This is a genomic window from Pseudomonas delhiensis, from assembly GCF_900187975.1.
Taxonomy (GTDB): domain Bacteria; phylum Pseudomonadota; class Gammaproteobacteria; order Pseudomonadales; family Pseudomonadaceae; genus Pseudomonas; species Pseudomonas delhiensis.
In genome coordinates this window covers 23571-45767 of record NZ_FZPC01000004.1, presented here as the reverse complement: position 1 = coordinate 45767, position 22197 = coordinate 23571, and the positions used below count along the sequence as shown (strand labels likewise).

Here is a 22197-nt window from a genome sequence, read left to right as displayed (position 1 = left end):
AGATGAAATACCTCACCCCCGAACAGATGGAAAAACCGCGCAAGCGCCGCCTGCGCAAGAAACTGCGCCTGGCCGAGTTCAAGGAACTGGGCTTCAGCCTGGAAGTGCACTACAGCGGTGACCTGGACGAAGTGCTCGACCAGTGGATCGCCTTCGTCGAATCCCAGGGCTGGCTGTTCGTCGGCGGCGCCACCGAGGACGGCGAGTTCACCGGCTACCTGTGCCTGAACGCCGTCGGCAGCCTCGACGAAGCCGACCGCGAGACCGTCCGCCAGTGGCTGCAGAGCCAGGCCTGGTGCACCTCCTCCGAACTGGGCGAGCTGAGCGACTGCTGGCACGGGTTGCTGGACTGACGAAATCGCGGACGGAGACTCCGGCGCGATTCGCGGATGAGATCCGCTCCCTGCTGCCCCACCCGCGCCATTCCCCTGTAGGGGCGCGCCCTGCGCGCGATTTCGCGGGCAGGGCCCGCTCCTACAGTCCACCGTAAGGCATGGTGTTTCCCCGTAGGACCCTGTCCGCGATAACCGGAGATTCCGGCGCGATTCGCGGATGAGATCCGTTCCCTGCTGCCCCACCCGCGCCATTCCCCTGTAGGAGCGCGCCCTGCGCGCGATTTCGCGGGCAGGGCCCGCTCCTACAGGTCACCTTCCTCCCCCGTAGCACTTGTCTCTGCAGGCCGAGCCTAGGTGCTTTTCGTAGGAGCATCCGCCTCCGAACCCACCTGCAGGAGGATTCCGTCCGAAGCGCTCCGCGGCCGCCCAGCGGCTATGGTTAACCTCGACCCGTTGCCGAGTGTCGCCATGTCCGCCCTCTCCCACTTAAAGCGCCACCCTTCCGCCATCCTGCTGTTCGTCCAGTTGCTCGGCGTGCTGTTATACCCCTGGATGGACGACAGCACCCTGGGCCGCGCGCTGTTCGGCGCCTTCGGCCTGCTGGTGCTGGGCCTGGCGCTGCAGGTGGTCAAGCGCAGCCCGGTGCATAGCTGGGTCGCCGCGGTGCTGGCCTTGCTGGTGCTCACCCTCGGCCTGCTCGACCTCTGGCTGGCCAGCCGCGTGCTGGAGCTGCTGGTGCCGGCGCTGGAGGCGGCTTTCTACTTCTATGCCGCGGCCAGCCTGATCGCCTACATGAACGCCGACCAGCGCGCCACCACCGACGAGCTGTACGCCGCCGGCGCCACCTTCACCCTGCTGGCCTGGGCCTTCGCCCACCTGTTCAGCTTCTGCCAGCTGGCCGTCCCCGGCAGCTTCAGCGCCGCGCTGGACGCCGATGCTCCACGCACCTGGACCGAGCTGCTGTTCCTCAGCTTCACCACCCTGTCCGGGGTCGGCCTGGGCGACATATTGCCGCTGACGCCCGCGGCCCGTTCGCTGGTGATGATCGAGGAATTTGCCGGCGTGATGTACCTCGCCCTGGTGGTTTCGCGGCTGATCGCCATGAGCGTCAGCCGTCGCTGAGGCCGTGCCGGCGCGACGATCGAGCGGGCAACGCCGCGCCCGTTACGCTAGGCTTTGCCGTGAGGGGCGCGGTCACCGGCACGCCGCCGCCCTCGACCAACAATCGCCGGATCACCTGCAGTTCGGGGACGCCATGCTAGAGCGCGAGCGCCTTCGCAATATCCTCTGCCTGGGGCTGCCGATCATCGGCGGCATGCTCAGCCAGAGCCTGCTCAACCTGGTGGACGCCGCCATGGTCGGGCACCTCGGGGAAAAGTCCCTGGCCGGCGTGGGCATCGGCAGCTACGCCAATTTCGTCGCCATCTCCCTGGTCATGGGCCTGGGCGCCGGCGTCCAGGCGCTGGTGGCGCGGCGCCGCGGCGAGGGCCGCGACGGCGACCTGGCCAGCCCGCTGAACTGCGGCCTGCTGGTGGCCCTGGGCCTGGCCCTGCCGATCGCCCTGGTGTGCCTGCTGTTCGCCGAACCCATCGTCCGCCTGCTGTCCCACGACCCCGAGGTGCTGGCCGTGGGCGTGCCCTACTTCGAATGGCGCGCGCTCTCGGTGCTGGCCGTGGGCCTGAACTTCGCCTTCCGCGGCTACTGGAACGGCACGCGGCGCTCGGGCACGTACATGCGCACCCTGGTGGTGATGCACCTGGCCAACGCCGCCATCAGCTACAGCCTGATCCACGGCCTGTTCGGCCTGCCGCGCATGGGCGCGGTGGGCAGCGGCCTGGGCACCACCCTGGCGTTGTACCTGGGCTCGGCGATCTATGCCTGGATCACCTGGCGCGACGCCCGCCCCCACGGCTTCCTCGCACGCCTGCCCAGCGAGCGGGAAATCCGCGTGATGCTGCGCCTGTCGCTGCCCAACTCGCTGCAGCAGTTCTTCTTCGCCGCCGGCATCACCCTGCTGTTCTGGATCATCGCCCAGGTCGGCACCCGCGAGCTGGCGGTGGCCCACGTGCTGATCAACCTGGCGCTGTTCCTGATCCTGCCCGGCATCGGCCTGGGCATGGCGGCCACCACCCTGGTCAGCCAGTGCATGGGCGAAGGCGACTTCGACAGCGCCCACCGCTGGGGCTGGGACGTGGTCAAGGTCGCCGCCTGCGGCCTGGCGCTGCTGGGCACGCCGTTCTGGATGTTCCCCGAGGCGATCCTGCGGCTGTTCGTCAGCGACCCTGCGCTGATCGAGCTGGGCCGCGTGCCGCTGATGTTCACCGGGCTGGGCATGGTCATCGACGCCACCGCCCTGGTGCTGACCCAGGCGCTGCTCGGCGCCGGCGCCACGCGCACGGTCATGGCGGTCAGCCTGGGCAACCAGTGGCTGTTCTTCCTGCCCCTGGCCTACCTGGTCGGCCCGGTGCTGGGCGGCGGCCTGCTGGCGATCTGGAGCATGCAGATCCTGCAGCGCGGCCTGGCCTCGGCGATCTTCGCGGTGATGTGGCAGAAGCGCCAGTGGACGCAGATAGAACTCTGAGGCCGGCTATGCTTTCCGGCAGCTAAGGAGGCTTCCATGAACGACGATTCGCAGAACCGCCCGCCGAGCTTCTGGCAGATGCTGCACAGCGTGCTGGCCGCCGCCTTCGGCGTGCAGAGCGGGAAGAACCGCGCCCGCGACTTCAGCCATGGCAAACCCAGCCACTTCATCTTCCTCGGCGTTGCCTTCACCCTGGTCTTCGTCCTGCTGCTCTATGCCCTGGTGCGCCTGGTGCTGCACCTGGCGGGGGTCTAGTCGAGCAGGGGCCGCAGGCTGAAGCGGTAATCCTTCTGCCCGGGGTGCAGGGCCAGGCTGAGCGCACGGAAATCCACGCCATAGCCGGGGCGCGCCAGGCTGCCGCGCAGCTTTTCCGCGCGCCTCTTGTCCAGCAGGATGAACACCGGCAACTGGCGGTCCTTGCCGCCATGGGCGGCGAAGTCCACCCCGGCGTCGTAGTCGTGCAGCAGCACCATGGTCCAGCCGCCGAGGGTGAAATGGCCGCTCATGGCCACGCTGATGCTGCCGTCGACCACCGCCGAAAGCAGCTCCTGGGAATTGTTCAGGCCGCTGAACAGCATGTCGCGCCCCGGCACGTGGCCGGCCTCGCGGGCCGCCTTCATGGCGCCGAAGGCCATCTCGTCGTTGGCCGACCAGACCAGCCGCACCTGCGGGTAGCGGCGCAGCAGCTGCTGCGCCTGCTCATAGGCGCGCTGGCGGTCCCAGCCGCCGTACACCACCTGCAGCAGCCGGGCCCGCGGGAAGTCGGCCAGCGCCCGGCGCATGCCCTGCTCGCGCAACTGCGCCACCGGCGCCTGGGCGAGCCCGGAGAAGGCCAGCAGGTCCAGCCCCCGTCCCGCCGCCGTGCCGGCCTTGAGCAGGCGGTGGGCCATCAGGTAGCCCGCCTCCTCCTCGTTGGCCACCAGGCTGCCGATCCAGTTGCGGTAGCGCTCGCGGCTGCCGCCGACGATGCGCTGCTGGTCGGCGGTCAGCATGTGATTAACGGTGAACAGGCGCACGGGGGTGTCGGCGAACAGGCGCAGCAGCTCCGGGCCGATGTAGCCCTCGTTGGTGAACACCAGGTAGTCGGGGAGCCGGCCGTCACGCAGCAGCTCGCGCGCCTGCTGCAGCGAGCGCTGCGGGTCGCGCTCGGCGTAGAGCACGCGCAGCGGCATGCCCAGGTCGTCGGCGGCGGCCTGCATGAAGCGGGTATAGCTGACCCAGTAGGGTTCGTCGGACCGTCCCGGGTTGAGGAACACCACCGACGCCGCCTGGCTGCCCAACGACAGCAACAGACCGGCGACCAGCAGCCAGGACCTGCACAGAAGACTCAAGAACCCACACCCCACCGACCAGAAGCCGGTGAAGTATAGCCATTTGCCTTCATTGTGTTCGCTCAACCCTGACCGGTGGAGCGGAAATTACTGATGGCTCACCCAGAATATCGCCGTAGCCACCACCAGCAGGATGAGGATGAAGGCCGCGCGGGCGTCGATCACGCTGTCGCGATTGTCGTTACGGGATTCTTCGCTCATGTTTCCCCCATTTGTTCTTGCTGTTTTCGGTGGACCCACCAGCAGTTAAGACCAGGGCACGGGCAGCGACAAGGCGCGGCCCTTCATGCAGGCGGCGAAACCGGCTAGGCTGGGGCGATTTCCGCAACAAGAACAAGGCGTCACCATGGAAAACCTCTCCCTGCAAGACCGCGCCGCGCCCGAAGGCATCTGCTACGGCTGCGGCGGCAGCAACCCCCACGGCCTGCACATCAAGAGCTACTGGCACGAGGACGGCATCCACGTCATGGCCGAGCACCTGCCCGAGGCCAAGTACACCGGTTGGCCGGAACTGGTCTACGGCGGCCTGATCGCCATGCTGGTGGACTGCCACTCGAACTGGACGGCCATGGCCTACCACTACCGCGCCGAAGGCCGCGAGCCGGGCAGCCTGCCGCGCCTGGACTGCGTCACCGGCCACCTCGGCATCAAGTTCATCAAGCCCACCCCGATGGGTGTGCCGCTGACCCTGCGCGCGCACGTGGAGGGCGAGCTGGGGCGCAAGAGCCGGATCATCTGCGAGGTGTATGCCGGCGACGTGCTGACCGCCATCGGCGACTCCATCTTCGTCCGCGTCGATACCGCCCGGCTGGGCGACCAGGCCCACGGCCGCGAGGGCTGAGGGAACCTGCGAGGGGCGTGCGGCCAGGTTCCGCGCCCCTTTCGCGGCACCTGCCGGCGGAGAAGGTTGCGACGGATACGGCGCTTATATCAGAAAGTTCTCGCCATATACTCAAACTTCACTTTTACGCATATTCCCTAACTGGTATCTTGCCCGCCACTCCGCGTGGAGCGCGTTGCCGTGCGCGCTCGGAAGCGTAGTACGCCCGAGCGCTATAGCCTGACAGCAGGATTTTTCATGTACGTATACGACGAATACGATCAGAGGATCGTAGAGGATCGCGTCAAGCAGTTCCGCGATCAGACCCGCCGCTACCTGGCGGGCGAACTGACCGGCGAGGAATTCCGCCCGCTGCGTCTGCAGAACGGCCTGTACATCCAGCGCTATGCGCCGATGCTGCGTATCGCCGTACCCTACGGCCTGCTCGCCTCCCGGCAGCTGCGCAAGCTGGCGCAGATCGCCCGCGACTACGACAAGGGCTACGCCCACATCAGTACCCGGCAGAACGTGCAGTTCAACTGGCCGGCGCTGGAAGACGTGCCGGACATCCTCGCCGAACTGGCCACCGTGCAGATGCACTCGATCCAGACCAGCGGCAACTGCATCCGCAACACCACCACCGACCAGTTCGCCGGCATCGCCCGCGACGAGCTGGTGGACCCGCGTCCCTGGTGCGAGATCATCCGCCAGTGGTCGACCTTCCACCCCGAGTTCGCCCACCTGCCGCGCAAGTTCAAGATCGCCGTCAATGGCGCCGCGAGCGACCGCGCCGCCATCGAGGTGCACGACATCGGCCTGGAAGCGGTGAAGAACGAGGCCGGCGAACTGGGCTTCCGCGTGCTGGTCGGCGGCGGCCTGGGCCGCACCCCGATCGTCGGCAGCTTCATCAATGAATTCCTGCCCTGGCAGCACCTGCTGTCGTACCTGGACGCCATCCTGCGCGTGTACAACCGCTACGGCCGCCGCGACAACAAGTTCAAGGCGCGCATCAAGATCCTGGTCAAGGCGCTGACCCCGGAAGTCTTCGCCGAGAAGGTCAACGCCGAATGGGCGCACCTCAAGGACGGCCCCAGCACCCTGACCGAGGCGGAAGTGCAGCGCGTTTCCGCGTTCTTCGTCGACCCGGCCTACAAGGCCCTGGAAGACCAGGACGCCGCCCTCGCCGCCCTGGACGCCGAGCACCCCGGCTTCGCCCGCTGGCGCGAGCGCAACACCTTCGCCCACAAGAAACCCGGCTACGTCGCCGTGACCCTGTCGCTCAAGCCCACCGGCACCGCACCGGGCGACGTGACCGACAAGCAGCTGGACGCCATCGCCGAGCTGGCCGACCGCTACAGCTTCGGCGAAGTGCGCAACAGCCATAACCAGAACATCATCCTCGCCGACGTCGAGCAGGCGCAGCTGTTCACCCTCTGGGGCGAACTGCGCGAGCTGGGCTTCGCCAGCCCCAACGTGGGCCTGCTGACCGACATCATCTGCTGCCCGGGCGGCGACTTCTGCTCCCTGGCCAACGCCAAGTCGATCCCGGTGGCCGAGGCCATCCAGCGCCGCTTCGACGACCTCGACTACCTGTTCGACATCGGCGACATCGACCTCAACATCTCCGGCTGCATGAACGCCTGCGGCCACCACCACGTGGGCCACATCGGCATCCTCGGGGTGGACAAGAAGGGCGAGGAGTTCTACCAGGTGTCCCTCGGCGGCAGCGCCGGCCGCGAAGCCAGCCTGGCGCAGATCCTCGGCCCGTCCTTCGCCCAGGACCAGATGGCCGACGTGATCGAGAAGCTGATCAAGGTCTACGTCGAGCGGCGCACCGAAGAGGAACGCTTCCTCGACACCTACCGCCGCATCGGCATCGACCCCTTCAAGGAGCGCGTATATGCAGCGAATCATTAAGCACCGCGAAGTGGTCGACGACCGCTGGCACCTGCTGCCCAAGGACGCCCCCCTGGAAAGCGTGCCCAACAGCGACGACGTGATCATCCCGCTGAACCTGTGGCTGGAACACGGCCCCGCCCTGCGCGGCCGCGACGGCGGCCTGGGCGTGTGGCTGGACGCCGACGAGGAACCCGAGGCCATCGCCGGCGACCTGGACAGGTTCCAGGTGATCGCGGTGAACTTCCCGGCCTTCACCGACGGCCGCGGCTTCAGCACCGCGCGCCTGCTGCGCGAGCGCTACGGCTACAAGGGCGAAGTGCGCGCCATCGGCGACGTGCTGCGCGACCAGCTGTTCTACATGCAGAGCTGCGGTTTCGACGCCTACGCCATCCGCGCCGACCGCGACCCGCACGACGCGCTGGCCAGCCTGGAGGACTTCAGCGAGGTCTACCAGACTTCGGTGACCCAGCCGCAGCCGCTGTTCCGCCGGCGGCAGCTGGCCTGATCGCCGCGATATGAAGAAGCCCTGCCCTGGCGGGGCTTTTTCGTTTCCCGCTCCTCGTAGAATGGCGTTTCCCGGTGGCCACAGTGCTTGGGATTGGCTCCGCGCCCTCTCCCCAACCCTCTCTCTGAAGGGAGAGGGGGCCGTCCCGAGCGGCTGGAGAATCAGGCGTCATCCTGACCCGTAGGGCGCATAACGCCTATGGCGTTATCCGCCATGATCGCGGACGGAGTCCGCTCCTACAGTTCCAGGAAGCACCGTCGTAGGAGCGCAACTCCGTCCGCGATTGGATTCACCCGCCACGCCGGACACCCCGGCGGCACGGATGGCGGCGGATAACCGCGAACGGTTATTCGCCCTACGGCTGGGCAGGGTCGTAGAAACAACGGCCTTGGAGACCACGCCGTGTTGCTCTTCGTGGGAGCGAGCTTGCTCGCGAATGGCGCTTGCCGGCGGCCACGGTGCCTGGGGTTGGCTCCGCGCCCTCTCCCCAACCCTCTCCCGCAAGCGGGAGAGGGGACCGTCCCAAGCGGCTGGAGAATCAGGCGTCATCCTGACCCGTAGGGCGCATAACGCCTACGGCGTTATCCGCGATCGGCCTCGCCAACCGCACCGGACTCCCGGCCCCCTCCCCTACGCCCGCACACTCTCCCAGGCGATCTGCGCCAGCAGGTCCCGGCAGTCGGCCAGCTCCACCCGGGTGCGGCCGGCCAGCCAGTTGCGCACGTAGTCGTGGGTGGGGCCTATCACCACCGAGTTGAACAGCTCGAAGGGCATTTCGCGGAAGGCGCCGGCCTGGCGGTGCACGGCCAGCAGCTCGGCGATGCGCCGGCCCTGCTGGCGGTTGGCCTCGCGCAGTTGCTCGCCCATCTCCCCCGCCTCCACCCGGCCGCGGTTGTGCAGGATGAAGCGGGCCCAGTCCGGGTGCGCCACCACCCAGTCGATGTAGCAGGTGACGAACAGCTTGACCGTGGCCTCGGCGCCCATGCCCTCCCGCAGCCCGGCGTCGAGCAGGGCCGCGTATTGGCCGATGCCTTCCAGGTAGAGCGCGCCGATGATCCGCTCGCGGTTGCCGAAATGGTGGTACAGGCTGCCGATGCTGGCGCCGGAGCGGTCGCGGATCATCTCGATGGTGGTGGCGTCCACGCCGGATTCGCTGAAGCAGGCCAGCGCGGCCTGGAGGATGTCGTCTTTGCGGGAAGCTCGGCCCATGGGGTTCCTTGTGCGGATCGTTTCTAGAATATTTTTCTAGAATTAATTTCTAGCCTTCGTATACTGCCCTGACACGCAGCCATTCTTCAATCCGAATCCACGCAGCCGGCCAGCCCCAGGAGCAAGCAGCCATGATCACCCCGCAGCCTCGCGAGATCGACAACGGCCAGGGCCAGCGCCTGGCCAGCCACTGGTACCGGCCGCCGGGCGAGATGCTCGGCGCCGCGCTGATCGTCCCGGCCATGGGCGTCGAGCAGCGGTTCTACGGCGCCTTTGCCAACTGGCTGGCCGAGCGCGGCTACCTGGTCGTCACCTTCGACTACCAGGGCATGGGCCAGTCGCGCAACGGCCCGCTGCGGCAGGTGAAGGCCAACGTCGTCGACTGGGGCCGCCACGACTGCAGCGCCGTGCTCGCGGCGGTGGCCGAGGCCGCGGGGGAAAAGCCGCTGTACTGGATCGGCCACAGCCTGGGCGGGCAGATCCTGCCCTTCGTCGATGGCCGCGCGCGCATCACCCGGGCCTTCAGCATCGCCAGCGGCAGCGGCTACTGGCGCGACAACACGGCCGGCCTGCGCGGCCGCGCCTGGCTGCTCTGGCACTTCATCGCGCCCACCGTCACGCCGCTGCTGGGCTACTTCCCCGGGCGCCGCCTGGGCATCGTCGGCGACCTGCCACGCGGGGTGATCGAGCAGTGGCGGCGCTGGTGCCTGCACCCGCAGTACGCCCTGGGCGAGGGGGAGCAGATGCGCATCCGCTATTCGGCGGTGCACACGCCCATCGTTTCGCTGTCCTTCACCGACGACGAGATGATGTCCCTGCGCAGCACCGAGGCGCTGCTGGGTTTCTACCGCAGCGCGCCCATGGTGAGCCGGCGCATCGCCCCGGAGCAACTGGGGGTGAAGCGCATCGGCCACTTCGGCTTCTTCCGCGAGCAGTTCGCCGACACGCTGTGGGAGGACTACCTGCTGCCGGAGCTGGGCTGAGCGCCCGGCCCCGGCACGGGTATCAGTCGAGGTTCACCAGCAGGCGGCCGACCAGCTTGCCGGCGAGGATCTGGTGGATGGCGGTGGGCAGGTCGTCGAGGCGGATCTCGCGGACCAGTTCCTCCAGGCGCGGCAGCTTCCACTGCAGCGAGAGCTTGTCCCACATCGAGGCCTTGACCACCAGCGGCAGTTCCACCGAGTCCACGCCCAGCAGGTTCACCCCGCGCAGGATGAACGGCAGCACCGTCGCCTTGAACCCGGCGCCGGCGGTCAGCCCGCAGCAGGCCACGCTGCCGCCGTACTGCAGCGACTTGACCACGTTGAACAGGATGTCGCCGCCGACGGTGTCCACGGCGCCGGCCCACTGCTCCTTGAGCAGCGGCTTGTCGACGCCGTCGGCGACGGTGGCGCGGTCGATGATCTGCCGCGCGCCCAGGCCGTTGAGGAACTCGGCCTGCTCCAGCTTGCCGGTGGAGGCCGCCACGCTGTAGCCCAGCTGGGCCAGCAGCATCACCGCGATGCTGCCGACGCCGCCGCTGGCGCCGGTGACCAGCACCGGGCCGGCCGCCGGGGTCACCCCGGCCTGCTCCAGCTTGTCGACGCACAGCGCCGCGGTGAGGCCGGCGGTGCCGAGGATCATCGCCTCGCGCAGGCTCAGGCCCTGCGGGCGCTTGATCACCCAGGCGGCCGGCACGCGGATGTACTGGCCGAAACCGCCCGGGGTGTTCATCCCCAGGTCGTAGCCAGTGACTATCACCTCGTCGCCGACGACGAACTCGCCCACCGAGGACTCCTCCACCACCCCGGCGGCATCGATGCCGGGGGTGTGCGGGTACTTGCGGGTCACGCCACGGTTGCCGCTGGCCGACAACGCATCCTTGTAGTTCAGCGACGAATACCGCACCCGGATCAGCACCTCGCCGGCCGGCAGTTGGCTGGTGTCGCGCTCGACCACCTGCTGCTCGTGGATGCCATGCGGGGACTCGGTGACCCAGAGGGCCTTGAATGCACTCATCACGCTCTCCTTCTGCAAAGCCTGCCGCGCGGACGCCCCTGCGCCCGCGCCGGAATCATTGCCAGTAACGGCTGCGCCCCAGGCGCTCCCACCAGCTCAGCAGCACGCGGTCGATCACCGTGCTGGCGCCCACGCCCAGGCGCTCCTGGACGCTCTTCTTCTGCACGTACTGCAAGTGGTAGACGTCCGCCTCGCGGGCGCGTTCGGCCAGGTACTCGTCGCTGGTCTTCAGCTCGTCCACCAGCTTGCGCCCCAGCGCCGCCTGGCCCAGCCAGACCTCGCCGGTGGCGATCTCCTCGATGGCCAGCTTGGGCCGGTAGTGGGCGACGAAGCCCTTGAACAGCTCGTGGGTGGACTCCAGGTCCTCCTGGAATTTCTCGCGGCCCTTCTCGGTGTTCTCGCCGAACACCGTCAGGGTGCGCTTGTACTCGCCGGCGGTGAGCACCTCGAAGTCGATGTCGTGCCGCTTCAGCAGGCGGTGCACGTTGGGCAGCTGCGCCACCACGCCGATGGAACCGAGGATGGCGAAGGGCGCGGAGAGGATGCGCTCGCCGATGCAGGCCATCATGTAGCCGCCGCTGGCGGCGATCTTGTCGACGCACACGGTCAGCGGCACGCCGGCCTGGCGGATGCGCGCCAGCTGCGAGGCGGCCAGGCCGTAGCTGTGGACCATGCCGCCGCCGCTCTCCAGGCGCAGCACCACCTCGTCCTTGGGCGTGGCCAGGCTGAGCAGCGCGGTGATCTCGTTGCGCAGGTGCTCGGTGGCCGAGGCCTTGATGTCGCCGTCGAAGTCCAGCACGTAGACGCGGCTCTTCTGGCCGCCGGCCTTCTTCGCCTGCTTGGCGGCCTTGTGCTCGGACTTGCGCAGGGCCTTGAGCTTGTCCTTGTCGAGCACGCTGCCCTGCAGGCGCTCGCGCAGGTCCTTGTAGAAGTCGTTGAGTTTGCGCACTTCCAGATGGCCCGAGCTGCGCCGCCCGCGGCCGCGCAGGGCGGCGACCACCACCAGCACGACCAGCACCGCCACCAGCACGGTCAAGGTCCTGGCCAGGAAACCCGCGTAATCCAGAAGAAACTCCACACTTCCCCCTATTCACCTGTGCCCCGCCCGCCGACCGGGCCGGGGAATCCCGCAAGCATACCCAGCCCGCCGGGCCGCAGCCAGCGCTGGCGAACGCCTTCATCAGCGCCGGGAATGCCATTCAAACAAGCGTATGTTTTTTCGTTGACAGCCCAGGGCCTTCCCCATAACCTCGCCGGAACTTTCCCCCTGCCGAGGTCCGTGCGTGGGCAGCATCTATCTGATTCGACATGGCCAGGCTTCGTTCGGCGCCGACGACTACGACGTGCTCTCGGCGACCGGCGTGCGCCAGGCCCAGGTCCTGGGCGAGCACCTGGCGGGCCTGGGCCTGCGCCTGGATCGCTGCCTGGCCGGCGACCTGCAGCGCCAGCGCCACACCGCCGACGAGGCCCTGGGGCGCATGCGCGAAGCCGGGCTGGACGTGCCGGCGCTGGAGATCGACGCCGCCTTCAACGAGTTCGAGGCCGACGCGGTGATCCGCGCCCACCTCGACGACCTGCTCCAGCACGAGCCCCAGGCCCTGCACATCATGCGCAACGCGGCGCAGCACCGCGCCGAGTTCCAGCGCCTGTTCTCCTACGTGATCGCCCGCTGGGTCGGCGGCGAGCACCCCAAGGAAGGCCTGGTCAGCTGGCAGGAATTCCTCGACACCGTGCACGACGGCCTGCAGCGCCTGCTGCGCCAGGCCAGCGGCAAGGACAACATCGCCGTGTTCACCTCCGGCGGGACCATCACCGCCGTGCTCCAGCAGATCGTCGGCATACCGCCGATCAAGGCCTTCGAGCTGAACTGGCAGATCGTCAACACTTCCCTCAGCCGCCTGAAGTTCCGCGGCGACGAAGTGTCCCTGGCTTCCTTCAACAGTCACGTGCACCTGGAACTGTTGAGGGCGCCGGAACTCATCACCTATCGATGAGCCCGGCCCATTGCGCCCGACGGGCGCGCGAGAAAACCTAGAAAAGGGATAGAACCATGAGCGTTGCTGACATCGTCTCCACCATGAAGAGCAAATTCAACGCTGGCGCCGCCGCCGGCCTGGACCTGGTCTTCCAGTTCAACATCGAGGACGGCGACAACCACTACCTGGTGGTCAAGGACGGTACCTGCGAAGTCGTGCAGGGCGATGCGCCGAACCCCAACGTCACCCTGATCATGGACAGCGAGACCCTCAAGGGCATCACCAGCGGCGAAACCGACGGCATGCAGGCCTTCATGGCCGGCAAGCTGCGCGCCGAAGGCGACATGATGCTGGCCATGAAGCTGGGCGAGCTGTTCCCGGTCTGATCCCGGAGCACTACCCGCCAGCACGAGAAAACCGGAGTCCCGCGGCTCCGGTTTTTTTTCGTCCGCGCCGCTCTAACCAGGCGGATCAGGCAGCCTGATCGGGCTCCAACACGCTCGCCAATAACGCCCCGCGGCGCTTGTGGGGGTAGGACGCGAGCATTAGATTAGCCAATTATCTCGGGACACCATTATTGCCCTGCATGATGGGCCCCGGGCGCCGCTGCCCCGGCAGCTACCGACTACAAGAAAGGGATAAGCATGTCGCTGACTGACCAGTCCACCCGCATCCGCCAAGGCGAAGAGCTCGACGCCGCGGCCATCGATCCCTACCTGAAGGCCCACATCCCCGGCCTGCAGGGCGAGCCGAAGATCAGCCAGTTCCCTGGCGGCGCCTCCAACCTGACCTACCTGCTGGAGTACCCCAGCCACGAGCTGGTGCTGCGCCGCCCGCCGTTCGGCCGCAAGGCCAAGTCGGCCCACGACATGGGCCGCGAGTACCGCATCCTCAACCAGCTCAACGCCGGCTTCCCGTACTGCCCGAAGGCCTACGTGCACTGCACCGACGAATCGGTGATCGGCGCCGAGTTCTACGTCATGGAGCGCGTCAACGGCATCATCCTGCGCGCCGACCTGCCGCCGGAGCTGACCCTCGACGAGCAGCAGGCCAACACCCTGTGCAAGAACTTCATCGACCGCTTCGTGGAACTGCACAACGTCGACTACCAGGCCTGCGGCCTGGGCGACCTGGGCAAGCCCGAGGGCTACGTGCAGCGCCAGATCGAAGGCTGGAGCGACCGCTACGAGAAGGCCCTGACCCCCGACGCGCCGAGCTGGGAAGCGGTCAAGGCCTGGCTGCGCGAGAAGATGCCGGCCGACCACCCCAAGCCGGGCATCGTGCACAACGACTACCGCTTCGACAACGTCATCCTCGACCCGAAAGACCCGATGCGCATCATCGGCGTGCTGGACTGGGAGCTGACCACCATCGGCGACCCGCTGATGGACCTGGGCAACACCCTCGCCTACTGGATCGAAGCCGACGACCCGGCCCCGGTGCAACTCATGCGCCGCCAGCCGAGCCACCTGCCCGGCATGCTCACCCGCCAGCAGTTCGCCGACTACTACGCCGAGCGCGCCGGCCTGCCGCCCATCGGCAACCTCGACTTCTACTACACCTACGGCCTGTTCCGCCTGGCCGGCATCGTGCAGCAGATCTACTACCGCTACTTCCACGGCCAGACCCAGGACAAACGCTTCGCCCAGTTCATCCACATGAACAAGCTGCTGGAGCAGATGAGCCTGCAGGTCATCGACAAGTCCCGGCTGTAACGCCGATCACAACAAGGGGAACCCCATGTCCAAGACCCACCTGTTCGACCTCGACGGCAAGATCGCCTTCGTCTCCGGCGCCAGCCGCGGCATCGGCGAGGCCATCGCCAGGCTGCTGGCCCAGCAGGGCGCCCACGTGATCGTCTCCAGCCGCAAGATCGAGGGCTGCCAGGCAGTGGCCGACGCCATCATCGCCGAAGGCGGCAAGGCCACCGCCATCGCCTGCCACATCGGCGAGATGGAGCAGATCCAGAGCGTCTTCGCGCAGATCCGCGAGCAGTTCGGCCGCCTGGACATCCTGGTCAACAACGCCGCCACCAACCCGCAGTTCTGCAACGTGCTGGACACCGACCTCTCCGCCTTCCAGAAGACCGTGGACGTGAACATCCGCGGCTACTACTTCATGTCCATCGAAGGCGGCAAGCTGATGAAGGCGAACGGCGGCGGCAGCATCATCAACGTCGCCTCGATCAACGGCGTGTCCCCCGGCGAGTTCCAGGGCATCTACTCGGTGACCAAGGCCGCGGTGATCAGCATGACCAAGGTCTTCGCCAAGGAGTGCGCGCAGTTCGGCATCCGCTGCAACGCCCTGCTGCCGGGCCTGACCGACACCAAGTTCGCCTCGGCCCTGGTGAAGAACGACGCCATCCGCAACGTCGCCCTGCAGCGCATCCCGCTCAAGCGCGTGGCCGAGCCCAGCGAAATGGCCGGTGCGGTGCTGTACCTGGCCAGCAACGCTTCCAGCTACACCACCGGCGTGGCGCTGAACGTGGACGGCGGGTTCCTCGCCTGATCGCGAAAGCGCAATGAACAAGGGAGCCTTCGGGCTCCCTTTTTCGTTGGGTGATCCATCGATGCACGCCTCCCCGCAACCTGTAGGAGCGGGCCCTGCCCGCGATTTCGCGCGCAGGGCGCGCTCCTACAATGAGAATGGCGCGGGTGGGGCGGCGTAGGAGCGGATCTCATCCGCGAATCGCGCCGGAACCTCCGGCCATCGCGGACAAAGTCTCCTACGGAGGAATGCCGTGCCATCCAACGACCTGTAGGAGCGGGCCCTGCCCGCGATTCGCGCGCAGGGCGCGATCCTACAATGAGAATGGCGCGGGTGGGGCGGCGTAGGAGCGGATCTCATCCGCGAATCGCGCCGGAACCTCCGGCCATCGCGGACAAGGTCTCCTACGGAGGAATGCCGTGCCATCCAACGACCTGTAGGAGCGGGCCCTGCCCGCGATTCGCGCGCAGGGCGCGCTCCTACACCGTTCGGCAAACACAACATCCCGTAGGATGGCGTTGAGCGAAGCGATACCCATCACCGCCACCGCATGGGTTTCGCAAGCTCAACCCATCCTACGAAAGGCATCCCGGCGCGGCCCGCCTATCGCCACTCCCGCAGCGCCTGCTGCGCCGCGGCGTTGACCGGCTCCGCCGCCAGGCCCGCGGGGCCGAGGCTGACGCTGTAGACCGCCTGGTCCGCCATGGGCAGGAAGTTCACCCGCGCCGCCAGCGGGCGGAAGGTCAGCAGGTCGTGCTGGCCGTCGCGCAGCCAGCGCCACAGGTCGAAGCCGTAGGGGCTCTCGGCCAGGGATTGCTGGCGCGCCTGGCCCTGCTGCTCGATGGCCAGGTAGCGGCCGCCCAGGCCCTGCAGGCGGTAGCCGGGGTCGAGCCCGATCAGCGCGGCCAGGCCGCGCCACTGCATGATGCGCACGTCCAGCTGCCAGAGGTCGCCGCCCAGCTCGACGCGGCGTTCGCGGTCGCCTTCGAGGATTTTCACCTCGTAGCGTTGCGGCGCCAGGCGCTGGAAGCTCAGGGTCGCCAGCGGCCGCTCGGCGGGCAGCGCGTCGTAGCTGCGCAGGTCCCAGGCCGCCAGGCCCAGCGCCAGCGCCGCGGCGACGAAGGCCAGGCCGGCGCAGCCGCGCAGCCAGCCGAGGAACCAGTGGCGGTCGAAGAGGATGCGTGCGGCGACCAGCAGCGCCAGCAGGGCGATCAGCGCGAACGTCCAGGCCAGGCCGTCGTACTGCATTGAATCAGTTCCTTGCGCGTAGAATTGCCGGCATTATGCGCACCCCTCGACGCGACGGCCAGCCGTGGCGTCGCAGCCTTGAACCCAGGTCGTACTTTTCATGCCCTTCGCCATCCCCTTCGAGCTCACCGTAGACCCGCTCACCCTGCTGATCCTCGCCGTCGTGGCCTTCCTCGCCGGCTTCATCGACGCCATCGCCGGCGGCGGCGGCCTGCTGACCATCCCCGCCCTGCTTACCGCCGGCGTGCCGCCGCACCTGGCCCTGGGCACCAACAAGCTGAGCTCCACCTTCGGCTCGGCCACCGCCAGCTACACCTTCTACAAGCGCAAGCTGTTCCACCCGGCGAAGTGGCGCAACGGCCTGCTGGCCACCGCCATAGGCGCGGCCGTCGGCGCCTGGGCCGCGCACCTGCTGCCGGCGGAATGGCTGAACCGCATGCTGCCGGTGGTGGTGTTCTCCTGCGGGCTGTACATGCTCTTCGGCGGCACGCCCAGGGCGCCGCTGGACGCCGACGCCCCGGTGGGCCGCAAGCGCCAGTGGCCGCAAGGCCTGGGCCTGGGCTTCTACGACGGCGTGGCCGGCCCCGGCACCGGCGCCTTCTGGACCGTCAGCAGCCTGCTGATGTACCCCCTGGACCTGGTGCGCGCCAGCGGCGTGGCGCGCACCATGAACTTCGTCAGCAACATAGTGGCGCTGGCGGTGTTCGTCGCTTCCGGCCAGGTGGTCTGGCTGCTCGGGCTGTGCATGGGCAGCGCGCTGATGGTCGGCGCCTACCTGGGCGCGCGCACCGCCATCGGCGGCGGTGCGAAATTCATCCGCCCGGTGTTCATCCTGGTGGTACTGGCGCTGACCGCGCGCCTGGTCTGGCAGCACTGGTTCAGCGCAGTCTGAAGCGCGGGGAAGGCGCCGGGCGTCAGTAGCCGCCGCCCGGCAGGATGGGATCGGGCCGCCCGGCGCGGCGCGCCAGCCAGGTCTCGATCAGGTAGCGGGCGATGGAGCGCCCGGCCGGCAGGCGCGGCAGCGAGTCGTAGGGGAACCACTGGGCGTCCTCGATCTCGTCCGGCTGGCAGACGATCTCGCCGCTGACGTATTCGGCGTGGAAACCGAGCATCAGCGAATGCGGGAAGGGCCAGTTCTGGCTGCCCAGGTAGCGGATGTCGCCGACCTGCAGCCCCACTTCTTCCTTCACCTCGCGGGCCACGCAGTGCTCCACCGACTCGCCCGGCTCGACGAAGCCGGCCAGGGTGCTGTACATGCCCGGCACGAAGCGCGGCGAGCGCGCCAGCAGCAGTTCGTCGCCGCGGGTGACCAGCACTATCATGCTCGGCGACAGCAGGGGGTAGCGCTGGATGTCGCAGGCGTCGCAGCGCATGGCGCGCTCGCGCGGCACGGCGCGCATCGGCTGGCCGCAGCCGCCGCAGAAACGGTTCTCGCGGGCCCAGGTGCCGACCTGGCTGGCGAAGCCGAGCATGGCGAACTGGTCTTCCTCGGCCTCGAGCATGACGTGGCGCAGGCCGATCCAGCTGCAGCCCTCGACGCTGGCCGGCGCGTCCAGCTCCAGCAGGTACACGGCGTCGCCGTCGAAGTGGCCGACGCCCTGCTCGGAGAGCACCGGCAGGTCCTGGCGCTTGAGCCAGTCGCGGGGGAAGAGCACGCCATTGGCATCGCCGAGGAACTGCTGGCGACAGTGGGCCAGGGCCCAGCCCCCCTTCTCCGCCGGGTCGAGCCAGGCGGACTCCCAACGTCCGGTACGCATCAGGCAGCCACCTCCAGGCCGAGGGCGCGCACGCTCTCGCTGGCCACGTCCAGCACGTCGGGCTGGCCTTCGGGACGCAGCACGGCGCCTCCCTCCAGGTAGTATTCGAGGCCGGTCAGGGCATCGGCCAGGGTTTCCAGCATCTGCTCGGACGGCATCTGCGTGGTTTCGATCATCTGCCGCTGGATGTAGTCGGCGCAAGCCCCGACCAGCCGGGCGGCGCGTTCCTGGCCGAGGAACCAGAGCCCGCCGCGCACCGCCTGCAGGCTGCCGGGGACGTTGGCCAGGTGCAGCTTGTCGCCGTTGGATTCCAGGTAGGCGGTGATCGCCCGCTTGGCCAGGGCCAGGCCGCCCTGGGCTTCGTCGATGACCACGATGCGCGCCTCGGCCAGCTGGTGCACGGCGAAGGATTCGGCGGTCGGCTCCAGGTCGGTGATGGCGGGAGCGGCCATGCGCTCGCCACGCTCCAGGCTGCCGACCAGGCTTTCCACGTAGAGCAGCGCGTCGGCCAGGGCGTTCAGCGCCGCCGGCGACTCCACCGCCCCCCTGGCCACCCAGGCGGAGACCACCGAGACCTGCCCCTGCAGCACGTTGGCAGCGGAGTTCAGGCCGACCATGCCGAGGGTCTTGGCCAGCTTGCCCAGCTGGGTGTGCAGGGTGCCCAGGGCGTCGGCCGGGGACACGCCGCGCTCGATCAGGTCGAGCTGGTCCTTGACCGTGGTGAGTTCCTCGCGGATGGCCGCCGACAGCGAGCGCATCACCGCCTGGCCGGGGCCGGACAGGCGTTGCGACTCGTCTTCCAGCAGGTGGTCGGTGAACGGCAGCGGCGCCAGGCCGAACACCTCGCGCAGCTCGCTGGCGCGCGGGCCGCGGGTATCGGCCAGGGCGGTGAGGTAGAGCAGCTCCTTGAGCAGCTGGCGCGGCACCTCGTAGCTGGGGTTGGCCAGCAGTTGCTTGAGCTCGCGGTCCAGGCGCGAGAACAGCTGCTTGCGCGCCTTGCGCGGCAGCATCTGCGCATCCGCCAGGGCTTCCAGGGCGCCGGCGCCAATCCAGCACAGGCGGCTGCGCGGGCCGTAGCCGAGCAGCGCGTCCAGGCGCGCCAGGGCGCGGCCCATCAGCTTTAGGCCGGCGTAGTGGTCCTGTTCGCGCACCAGCGCGAGCAGGCCCACCTGGTACATGTGCCGCAGGCGGCGGACCTCCTGGGCGCGGTCGGCCACCGCCGGCACCGCGCGGGGCGCCGCCGGGCGCGGCAGGTCCAGGCGCGCGCTGAAGAAGAAGCTCTCCGGCAGCACCGGCTGGCCGGCGGCCAGGCGCACGTCGTTGATCGCCGGCAGCAGCAGCTCGGGAATCTCCTGGCGGTTGGCCTCCAGGTTCTCCAGGTAGCGGCGCAGCACGTACAGGGCATTGCCCAGCGCGGCCAGCTGGCCGTCGCGCTCCTCGCCGACGCCGGTGGGGATGTCGGTGGCCAGCTGCAGGGCTTCCTGGGCCAGCAGCTCGGCGCCGGCCAGTTCGATCAGGTTGAGGGTGCCGCGGATCTGCGCCAGGCATTCGACCGCATGTTGCAGCAGGCTGCCGTTCTGGCGCTCGGCGATGAACTGCTCGAGGTTCTGCTCGGCCTGCTCCATGGTGGCGAAGAGCTCGTCGCGCACCAGACTGAGGGAGGTGGCTCCAGTGACCATCGGGCTAGCGCGCCTCCTGCGCGAGGTGGGTACGGGGCATCAGTCGGCGAACTCCGGCTGCTGCTTGCTCATGTGCGCGGCCATGGCCTTCTGCAGGTCGGCCGATTGCAGCATGGCGGCGTTCCAGGTGGCGATGTACTCCAGGCCGTCCTCGACGCGGTGATCGCGGGCGTAGCGGATCATCTCCTTGGTGCCGCGGATGGCGATCGGCGACTTGCCGGCGATCTGCCGCGCCAGTTCGAACACGCCGTCCAGCAGCGCCGCGCCATCGGCGTAGCTGCGGTTGACCAGGCCGATGCGCTCGGCCTCGGCGGCATCGACCATGCGCCCGGTGTAGGCCAGCTCGCGCATGATGCCGTCGCCGATCAGCCGCGGCAGGCGCTGCAGGGTGCCGACGTCGGCGGCCATGCCCATGTCGATTTCCTTGATGGAGAACTGCGCGTCCGCGCTGCAGTAGCGCATGTCGCAGGCCGAGATCAGGTCGATGGCGCCGCCCAGGCAGTAGCCCTGCACGGCGGCGATCACCGGCTTGCTGCAGGCGTCGATGGCGTTGAACGAGGCCTGCAGCTCGAGGATCTTGCGGCGCAGGGCGCGGGCGTTGCGGCCGACGTCCTTGCCCAGCTGGCTGCCGGCCTGGGCCAGCAGCATCAGGTCGATGCCGGCGGAGAAGTGCTTGCCGGCGCCGGACACGACCACTACGCGGACTTCATCCGTTTCGTCGGCCCAGCGGAAGATTTCGACGATCTCGCGCCAGAAATCGGCGTTCATCGCGTTGACCTTTTCCGGGCGATTGATGATCACATGGGCGATCTTGTCGGCCAGTTCGACGCGGAATGCTTTGTACTCGGTCACGGGGGAAACCCTCGGGAATGCCCTGCTCTGCTGTACGCGGCAGGTCTTGTAGTGATGACGTGCCACTATAACAAGGCAAGGGCAAAAGTCGATGCCGGCCTATGTGATGCAGGGCACGCTCCCGCTGCCCGCGGGCGCTAGTCGATTTCCGCCACCGGCAGGCCCTGCTGGCGGTTGCGCCACTGCCGCCAGGTGTACATCGGGATGCCCGCCATGAACACCAGGAAGCCCCAGAAGATGGCCTGCTCGCCGGTGCCGTAGAGCGCCCACAGCGAATAGAGGAAGCCCAGCGAGCCGACGGCGATCAGCTGCGGCCGCGAGCGCGGCGAGAATTCCTCGGTGCGCACCGCCAGCAGTTGCAGCAGGGCCGCGGTGCAGAAGGCGTAGGGCACCACGCCGGTCATGGTGCCGAGCAGGATGATGACGTTGAACACGTCCACCAGGTTGCCCTGGCCGTCGATCAGCACCAGCACCGTCACCAGCAGCCCCGAGGCCCACAGGCCGTTGGCCGGGGCGCCGTGCTTGTTGAGCTTGCCGAGGGACTCGGGGAACAGCCCGTCGCGCGCCGGCGCCACCGGGATCTGCCCCTGCAGCAGCACCCAGCCGTTGAGCGCACCGAGGCAGGCGATCACCGCGCCGCCGGCCACCAGGTAGTAGCCCCAGTCGCCGAGCAGGATGCGCGCGGCGTCGGCGAAGGGCGAGGTCGACTTGGCCAGCACCTCCGGCGGCATCAGGCCCTGCACCGAAGTGATCGACAACACGTACACGCCGGCCGCGGCCAGGGTGCCGAACAGCGTGGCGCGCGGGATGGTGCGCTTGGGGTCGCGCACGTCGTCGGCCGGCACCGTGGCCGACTCCAGGCCGATGAACGACCAGAGGGTCAGCGCCGCGGTGGTGGCGATGGCCTGGGCGTAGCCCATGTTCGGCAGCTGCTCGCGGGGCGGGATGGCCAGGTAGTCGGGATTGAAGTGCAGCCAGCCGAGCACCCCGACCAGCAGCAGCGGGATCAGCTTGAGCGCGGTGAGCAGGTTCTGCACCACGGCGAAGGTGGCGATGCCGCGCAGGTTGATGAAGGTGCACAGCCAGATGGCGCCGATGGCGGTGGCCACCATCAGCAGCGGGTCGGCCAGCGCCGGGATGAACACCCGCAGGTAGCCCACCAGGGTCACGGCGATGGCGGCGTTGCCGATCCACGCGGCCTTCCAGTAGGTCCAGGCGCACAGGTAGCCGGCGAAGCTGCCGAAGCCCTCGCGGGTGTAGGCGTAGGGCCCGCCGGCGCCGGGGTTGAGGCGCGCCAGGCGGGCGAAGGTGAAGGCCAGCAGCACCGCGCCGGTGCTGGAGACCAGCCAGCCGAACAGGCTCAGGCCGCCGTAGGCGGCGAGGCTGGAGGGCAGCAGGAAGACGCCCGAGCCGACCATGTTGCCGATCACCAGCGCGGTACAGCTCCAGAACCCCATGCTGCCCTTCTTGGCAGCCTCTCCCCCACTCATCCTCGCTCCTTAGGTCCCGCCGCCCTGGAC

The 22197-nt window shown here is 68.4% G+C and carries 22 protein-coding genes; 13 read left to right on the top strand and 9 right to left on the bottom strand.

Annotated features, from left to right (window positions below):
• The first annotated feature begins 2 nt into the window (after positions 1-2).
• The 4 genes from CHC02_RS04570 (at position 3) to CHC02_RS04555 (ending at position 3171) form a co-directional block, all read left to right on the top strand.
• Positions 3-353, top strand: coding sequence for a 50S ribosome-binding protein YggL (locus CHC02_RS04570; RefSeq protein ID WP_089390325.1), 351 nt, complete (start codon positions 3-5; stop codon positions 351-353).
• Positions 354-803: 450 nt separating this feature from the next.
• Complete coding sequence (locus tag CHC02_RS04565; RefSeq protein ID WP_089390324.1) at positions 804-1457, top strand: potassium channel family protein; 654 nt, start codon at positions 804-806, stop codon at positions 1455-1457.
• A gap of 133 nt (positions 1458-1590) precedes the next feature.
• Positions 1591-2916: an MATE family efflux transporter gene (locus CHC02_RS04560; RefSeq protein WP_089390323.1), complete on the top strand. Its 1326-nt coding sequence runs from the start codon at positions 1591-1593 to the stop codon at positions 2914-2916.
• Positions 2917-2952: 36 nt separating this feature from the next.
• Positions 2953-3171: a DUF2970 domain-containing protein gene (locus CHC02_RS04555; protein ID WP_089390322.1), complete on the top strand. Its 219-nt coding sequence runs from the start codon at positions 2953-2955 to the stop codon at positions 3169-3171.
• Here CHC02_RS04555 and CHC02_RS04550 read toward each other — a convergent pair.
• Complete coding sequence (locus CHC02_RS04550) at positions 3168-4247, bottom strand: ABC transporter substrate-binding protein (RefSeq protein WP_425262382.1); 1080 nt, start codon at positions 4245-4247, stop codon at positions 3168-3170. The genes CHC02_RS04555 and CHC02_RS04550 overlap by 4 nt on opposite strands.
• A gap of 346 nt (positions 4248-4593) precedes the next feature.
• On the opposite strand from CHC02_RS04550, the gene CHC02_RS04545 reads away from it, so the two are divergent.
• The 3 genes from CHC02_RS04545 (at position 4594) to CHC02_RS04535 (ending at position 7471) form a co-directional block, all read left to right on the top strand.
• On the top strand, positions 4594-5088 hold the full coding sequence (locus CHC02_RS04545) for a PaaI family thioesterase (RefSeq protein WP_089390321.1): 495 nt from the start codon (positions 4594-4596) through the stop codon (positions 5086-5088).
• A 237-nt stretch (positions 5089-5325) separates the two neighbouring features.
• Positions 5326-6984, top strand: coding sequence for a nitrite/sulfite reductase (locus CHC02_RS04540; RefSeq protein WP_089390320.1), 1659 nt, complete (start codon positions 5326-5328; stop codon positions 6982-6984).
• Positions 6968-7471 (top strand): DUF934 domain-containing protein, encoded by a 504-nt coding sequence (locus CHC02_RS04535; RefSeq protein ID WP_089390319.1) that lies wholly within the window; start codon positions 6968-6970, stop codon positions 7469-7471. The genes CHC02_RS04540 and CHC02_RS04535 overlap by 17 nt, the downstream gene beginning before the upstream one ends.
• 630 nt (positions 7472-8101) lie before the next feature.
• On the opposite strand, the gene CHC02_RS04530 is transcribed toward CHC02_RS04535, so the two are convergent.
• A complete protein-coding gene (locus CHC02_RS04530; RefSeq protein WP_043266837.1) occupies positions 8102-8680 on the bottom strand; it encodes a TetR/AcrR family transcriptional regulator in 579 nt (192 codons plus the stop codon).
• Between the two features lie 131 nt (positions 8681-8811).
• Between CHC02_RS04530 and CHC02_RS04525 the strand changes: the two genes are divergently transcribed.
• Entirely contained in the window at positions 8812-9663 is an 852-nt protein-coding gene (locus CHC02_RS04525) for an alpha/beta hydrolase family protein (protein WP_089390318.1), read from the top strand.
• 22 nt (positions 9664-9685) lie between these two features.
• Here the strand turns inward: CHC02_RS04525 and CHC02_RS04520 are convergent, their stop codons facing one another.
• Both CHC02_RS04520 and sohB read right to left on the bottom strand, forming a co-directional pair.
• Positions 9686-10678, bottom strand: a complete 993-nt coding sequence (locus CHC02_RS04520) for a YhdH/YhfP family quinone oxidoreductase (protein ID WP_089390317.1) — start codon at positions 10676-10678, stop codon at positions 9686-9688.
• 55 nt (positions 10679-10733) lie between these two features.
• On the bottom strand, positions 10734-11756 hold the full coding sequence (gene sohB, locus CHC02_RS04515; protein ID WP_089390316.1) for a protease SohB: 1023 nt from the start codon (positions 11754-11756) through the stop codon (positions 10734-10736).
• 205 nt (positions 11757-11961) lie between these two features.
• Here sohB and CHC02_RS04510 point away from each other — a divergent pair, with 205 nt between their 5' ends.
• The 4 genes from CHC02_RS04510 to CHC02_RS04495 all read left to right on the top strand — a co-directional run bounded on the left by CHC02_RS04510 (position 11962) and on the right by CHC02_RS04495 (position 15162).
• Positions 11962-12672 carry a histidine phosphatase family protein gene (locus tag CHC02_RS04510; RefSeq protein ID WP_089390315.1) on the top strand — a complete coding sequence of 237 codons (711 nt, stop codon included), beginning with the start codon at positions 11962-11964 and terminating at the stop codon, positions 12670-12672.
• Positions 12673-12728: 56 nt separating this feature from the next.
• Positions 12729-13040, top strand: coding sequence for an SCP2 sterol-binding domain-containing protein (locus CHC02_RS04505; RefSeq protein ID WP_009619228.1), 312 nt, complete (start codon positions 12729-12731; stop codon positions 13038-13040).
• Between the two features lie 258 nt (positions 13041-13298).
• Entirely contained in the window at positions 13299-14369 is a 1071-nt protein-coding gene (locus CHC02_RS04500; RefSeq protein ID WP_089390314.1) for a phosphotransferase family protein, read from the top strand.
• 25 nt (positions 14370-14394) lie between these two features.
• Positions 14395-15162: an SDR family oxidoreductase gene (locus CHC02_RS04495; protein ID WP_089390313.1), complete on the top strand. Its 768-nt coding sequence runs from the start codon at positions 14395-14397 to the stop codon at positions 15160-15162.
• 582 nt (positions 15163-15744) lie between these two features.
• Here the strand turns inward: CHC02_RS04495 and CHC02_RS04490 are convergent.
• Positions 15745-16389 carry a hypothetical protein gene (locus CHC02_RS04490; RefSeq protein WP_089390312.1) on the bottom strand — a complete coding sequence of 215 codons (645 nt, stop codon included), beginning with the start codon at positions 16387-16389 and terminating at the stop codon, positions 15745-15747.
• Between the two features lie 112 nt (positions 16390-16501).
• Between CHC02_RS04490 and CHC02_RS04485 the strand changes: the two genes are divergently transcribed.
• On the top strand, positions 16502-17281 hold the full coding sequence (locus tag CHC02_RS04485; RefSeq protein ID WP_089390486.1) for a TSUP family transporter: 780 nt from the start codon (positions 16502-16504) through the stop codon (positions 17279-17281).
• A 22-nt stretch (positions 17282-17303) separates the two neighbouring features.
• On the opposite strand, the gene nudC is transcribed toward CHC02_RS04485, so the two are convergent.
• The 4 genes from nudC to CHC02_RS04465 all read right to left on the bottom strand — a co-directional run bounded on the left by nudC (position 17304) and on the right by CHC02_RS04465 (position 22167).
• Positions 17304-18146: an NAD(+) diphosphatase gene (gene nudC / locus CHC02_RS04480; RefSeq protein WP_089390311.1), complete on the bottom strand. Its 843-nt coding sequence runs from the start codon at positions 18144-18146 to the stop codon at positions 17304-17306.
• Entirely contained in the window at positions 18146-19825 is a 1680-nt protein-coding gene (locus tag CHC02_RS04475; protein WP_089390310.1) for a FimL-related protein, read from the bottom strand. The genes nudC and CHC02_RS04475 overlap by 1 nt, the downstream gene beginning before the upstream one ends.
• A 39-nt stretch (positions 19826-19864) precedes the next feature.
• Positions 19865-20677: a crotonase/enoyl-CoA hydratase family protein gene (locus CHC02_RS04470; RefSeq protein WP_089390309.1), complete on the bottom strand. Its 813-nt coding sequence runs from the start codon at positions 20675-20677 to the stop codon at positions 19865-19867.
• Between the two features lie 137 nt (positions 20678-20814).
• A complete protein-coding gene (locus CHC02_RS04465; RefSeq protein ID WP_089390308.1) occupies positions 20815-22167 on the bottom strand; it encodes an amino acid permease in 1353 nt (450 codons plus the stop codon).
• Positions 22168-22197: the final 30 nt, after the last annotated feature.

Excerpts from the sequence above, each read along its gene's own strand:
- CHC02_RS04570 (WP_089390325.1), top strand. The coding sequence starts at position 3 with ATGAAATACCTCACCCCCGAACAGATGGAAAAACCGCGCAAGCGCCGC.
- CHC02_RS04565 (WP_089390324.1), top strand. The coding sequence starts at position 804 with ATGTCCGCCCTCTCCCACTTAAAGCGCCACCCTTCCGCCATCCTGCTG.
- CHC02_RS04560 (WP_089390323.1), top strand. The coding sequence starts at position 1,591 with ATGCTAGAGCGCGAGCGCCTTCGCAATATCCTCTGCCTGGGGCTGCCG.
- CHC02_RS04555 (WP_089390322.1), top strand. The coding sequence starts at position 2,953 with ATGAACGACGATTCGCAGAACCGCCCGCCGAGCTTCTGGCAGATGCTG.
- CHC02_RS04545 (WP_089390321.1), top strand. The coding sequence starts at position 4,594 with ATGGAAAACCTCTCCCTGCAAGACCGCGCCGCGCCCGAAGGCATCTGC.
- CHC02_RS04540 (WP_089390320.1), top strand. The coding sequence starts at position 5,326 with ATGTACGTATACGACGAATACGATCAGAGGATCGTAGAGGATCGCGTC.
- CHC02_RS04535 (WP_089390319.1), top strand. The coding sequence starts at position 6,968 with ATGCAGCGAATCATTAAGCACCGCGAAGTGGTCGACGACCGCTGGCAC.
- CHC02_RS04530 (WP_043266837.1), bottom strand. The coding sequence starts at position 8,680 with ATGGGCCGAGCTTCCCGCAAAGACGACATCCTCCAGGCCGCGCTGGCC.
- CHC02_RS04525 (WP_089390318.1), top strand. The coding sequence starts at position 8,812 with ATGATCACCCCGCAGCCTCGCGAGATCGACAACGGCCAGGGCCAGCGC.
- CHC02_RS04520 (WP_089390317.1), bottom strand. The coding sequence starts at position 10,678 with ATGAGTGCATTCAAGGCCCTCTGGGTCACCGAGTCCCCGCATGGCATC.
- CHC02_RS04505 (WP_009619228.1), top strand. The coding sequence starts at position 12,729 with ATGAGCGTTGCTGACATCGTCTCCACCATGAAGAGCAAATTCAACGCT.
- CHC02_RS04500 (WP_089390314.1), top strand. The coding sequence starts at position 13,299 with ATGTCGCTGACTGACCAGTCCACCCGCATCCGCCAAGGCGAAGAGCTC.
- CHC02_RS04495 (WP_089390313.1), top strand. The coding sequence starts at position 14,395 with ATGTCCAAGACCCACCTGTTCGACCTCGACGGCAAGATCGCCTTCGTC.
- CHC02_RS04490 (WP_089390312.1), bottom strand. The coding sequence starts at position 16,389 with ATGCAGTACGACGGCCTGGCCTGGACGTTCGCGCTGATCGCCCTGCTG.
- nudC (WP_089390311.1), bottom strand. The coding sequence starts at position 18,146 with ATGCGTACCGGACGTTGGGAGTCCGCCTGGCTCGACCCGGCGGAGAAG.
- CHC02_RS04475 (WP_089390310.1), bottom strand. The coding sequence starts at position 19,825 with ATGGTCACTGGAGCCACCTCCCTCAGTCTGGTGCGCGACGAGCTCTTC.
- CHC02_RS04465 (WP_089390308.1), bottom strand. The coding sequence starts at position 22,167 with ATGAGTGGGGGAGAGGCTGCCAAGAAGGGCAGCATGGGGTTCTGGAGC.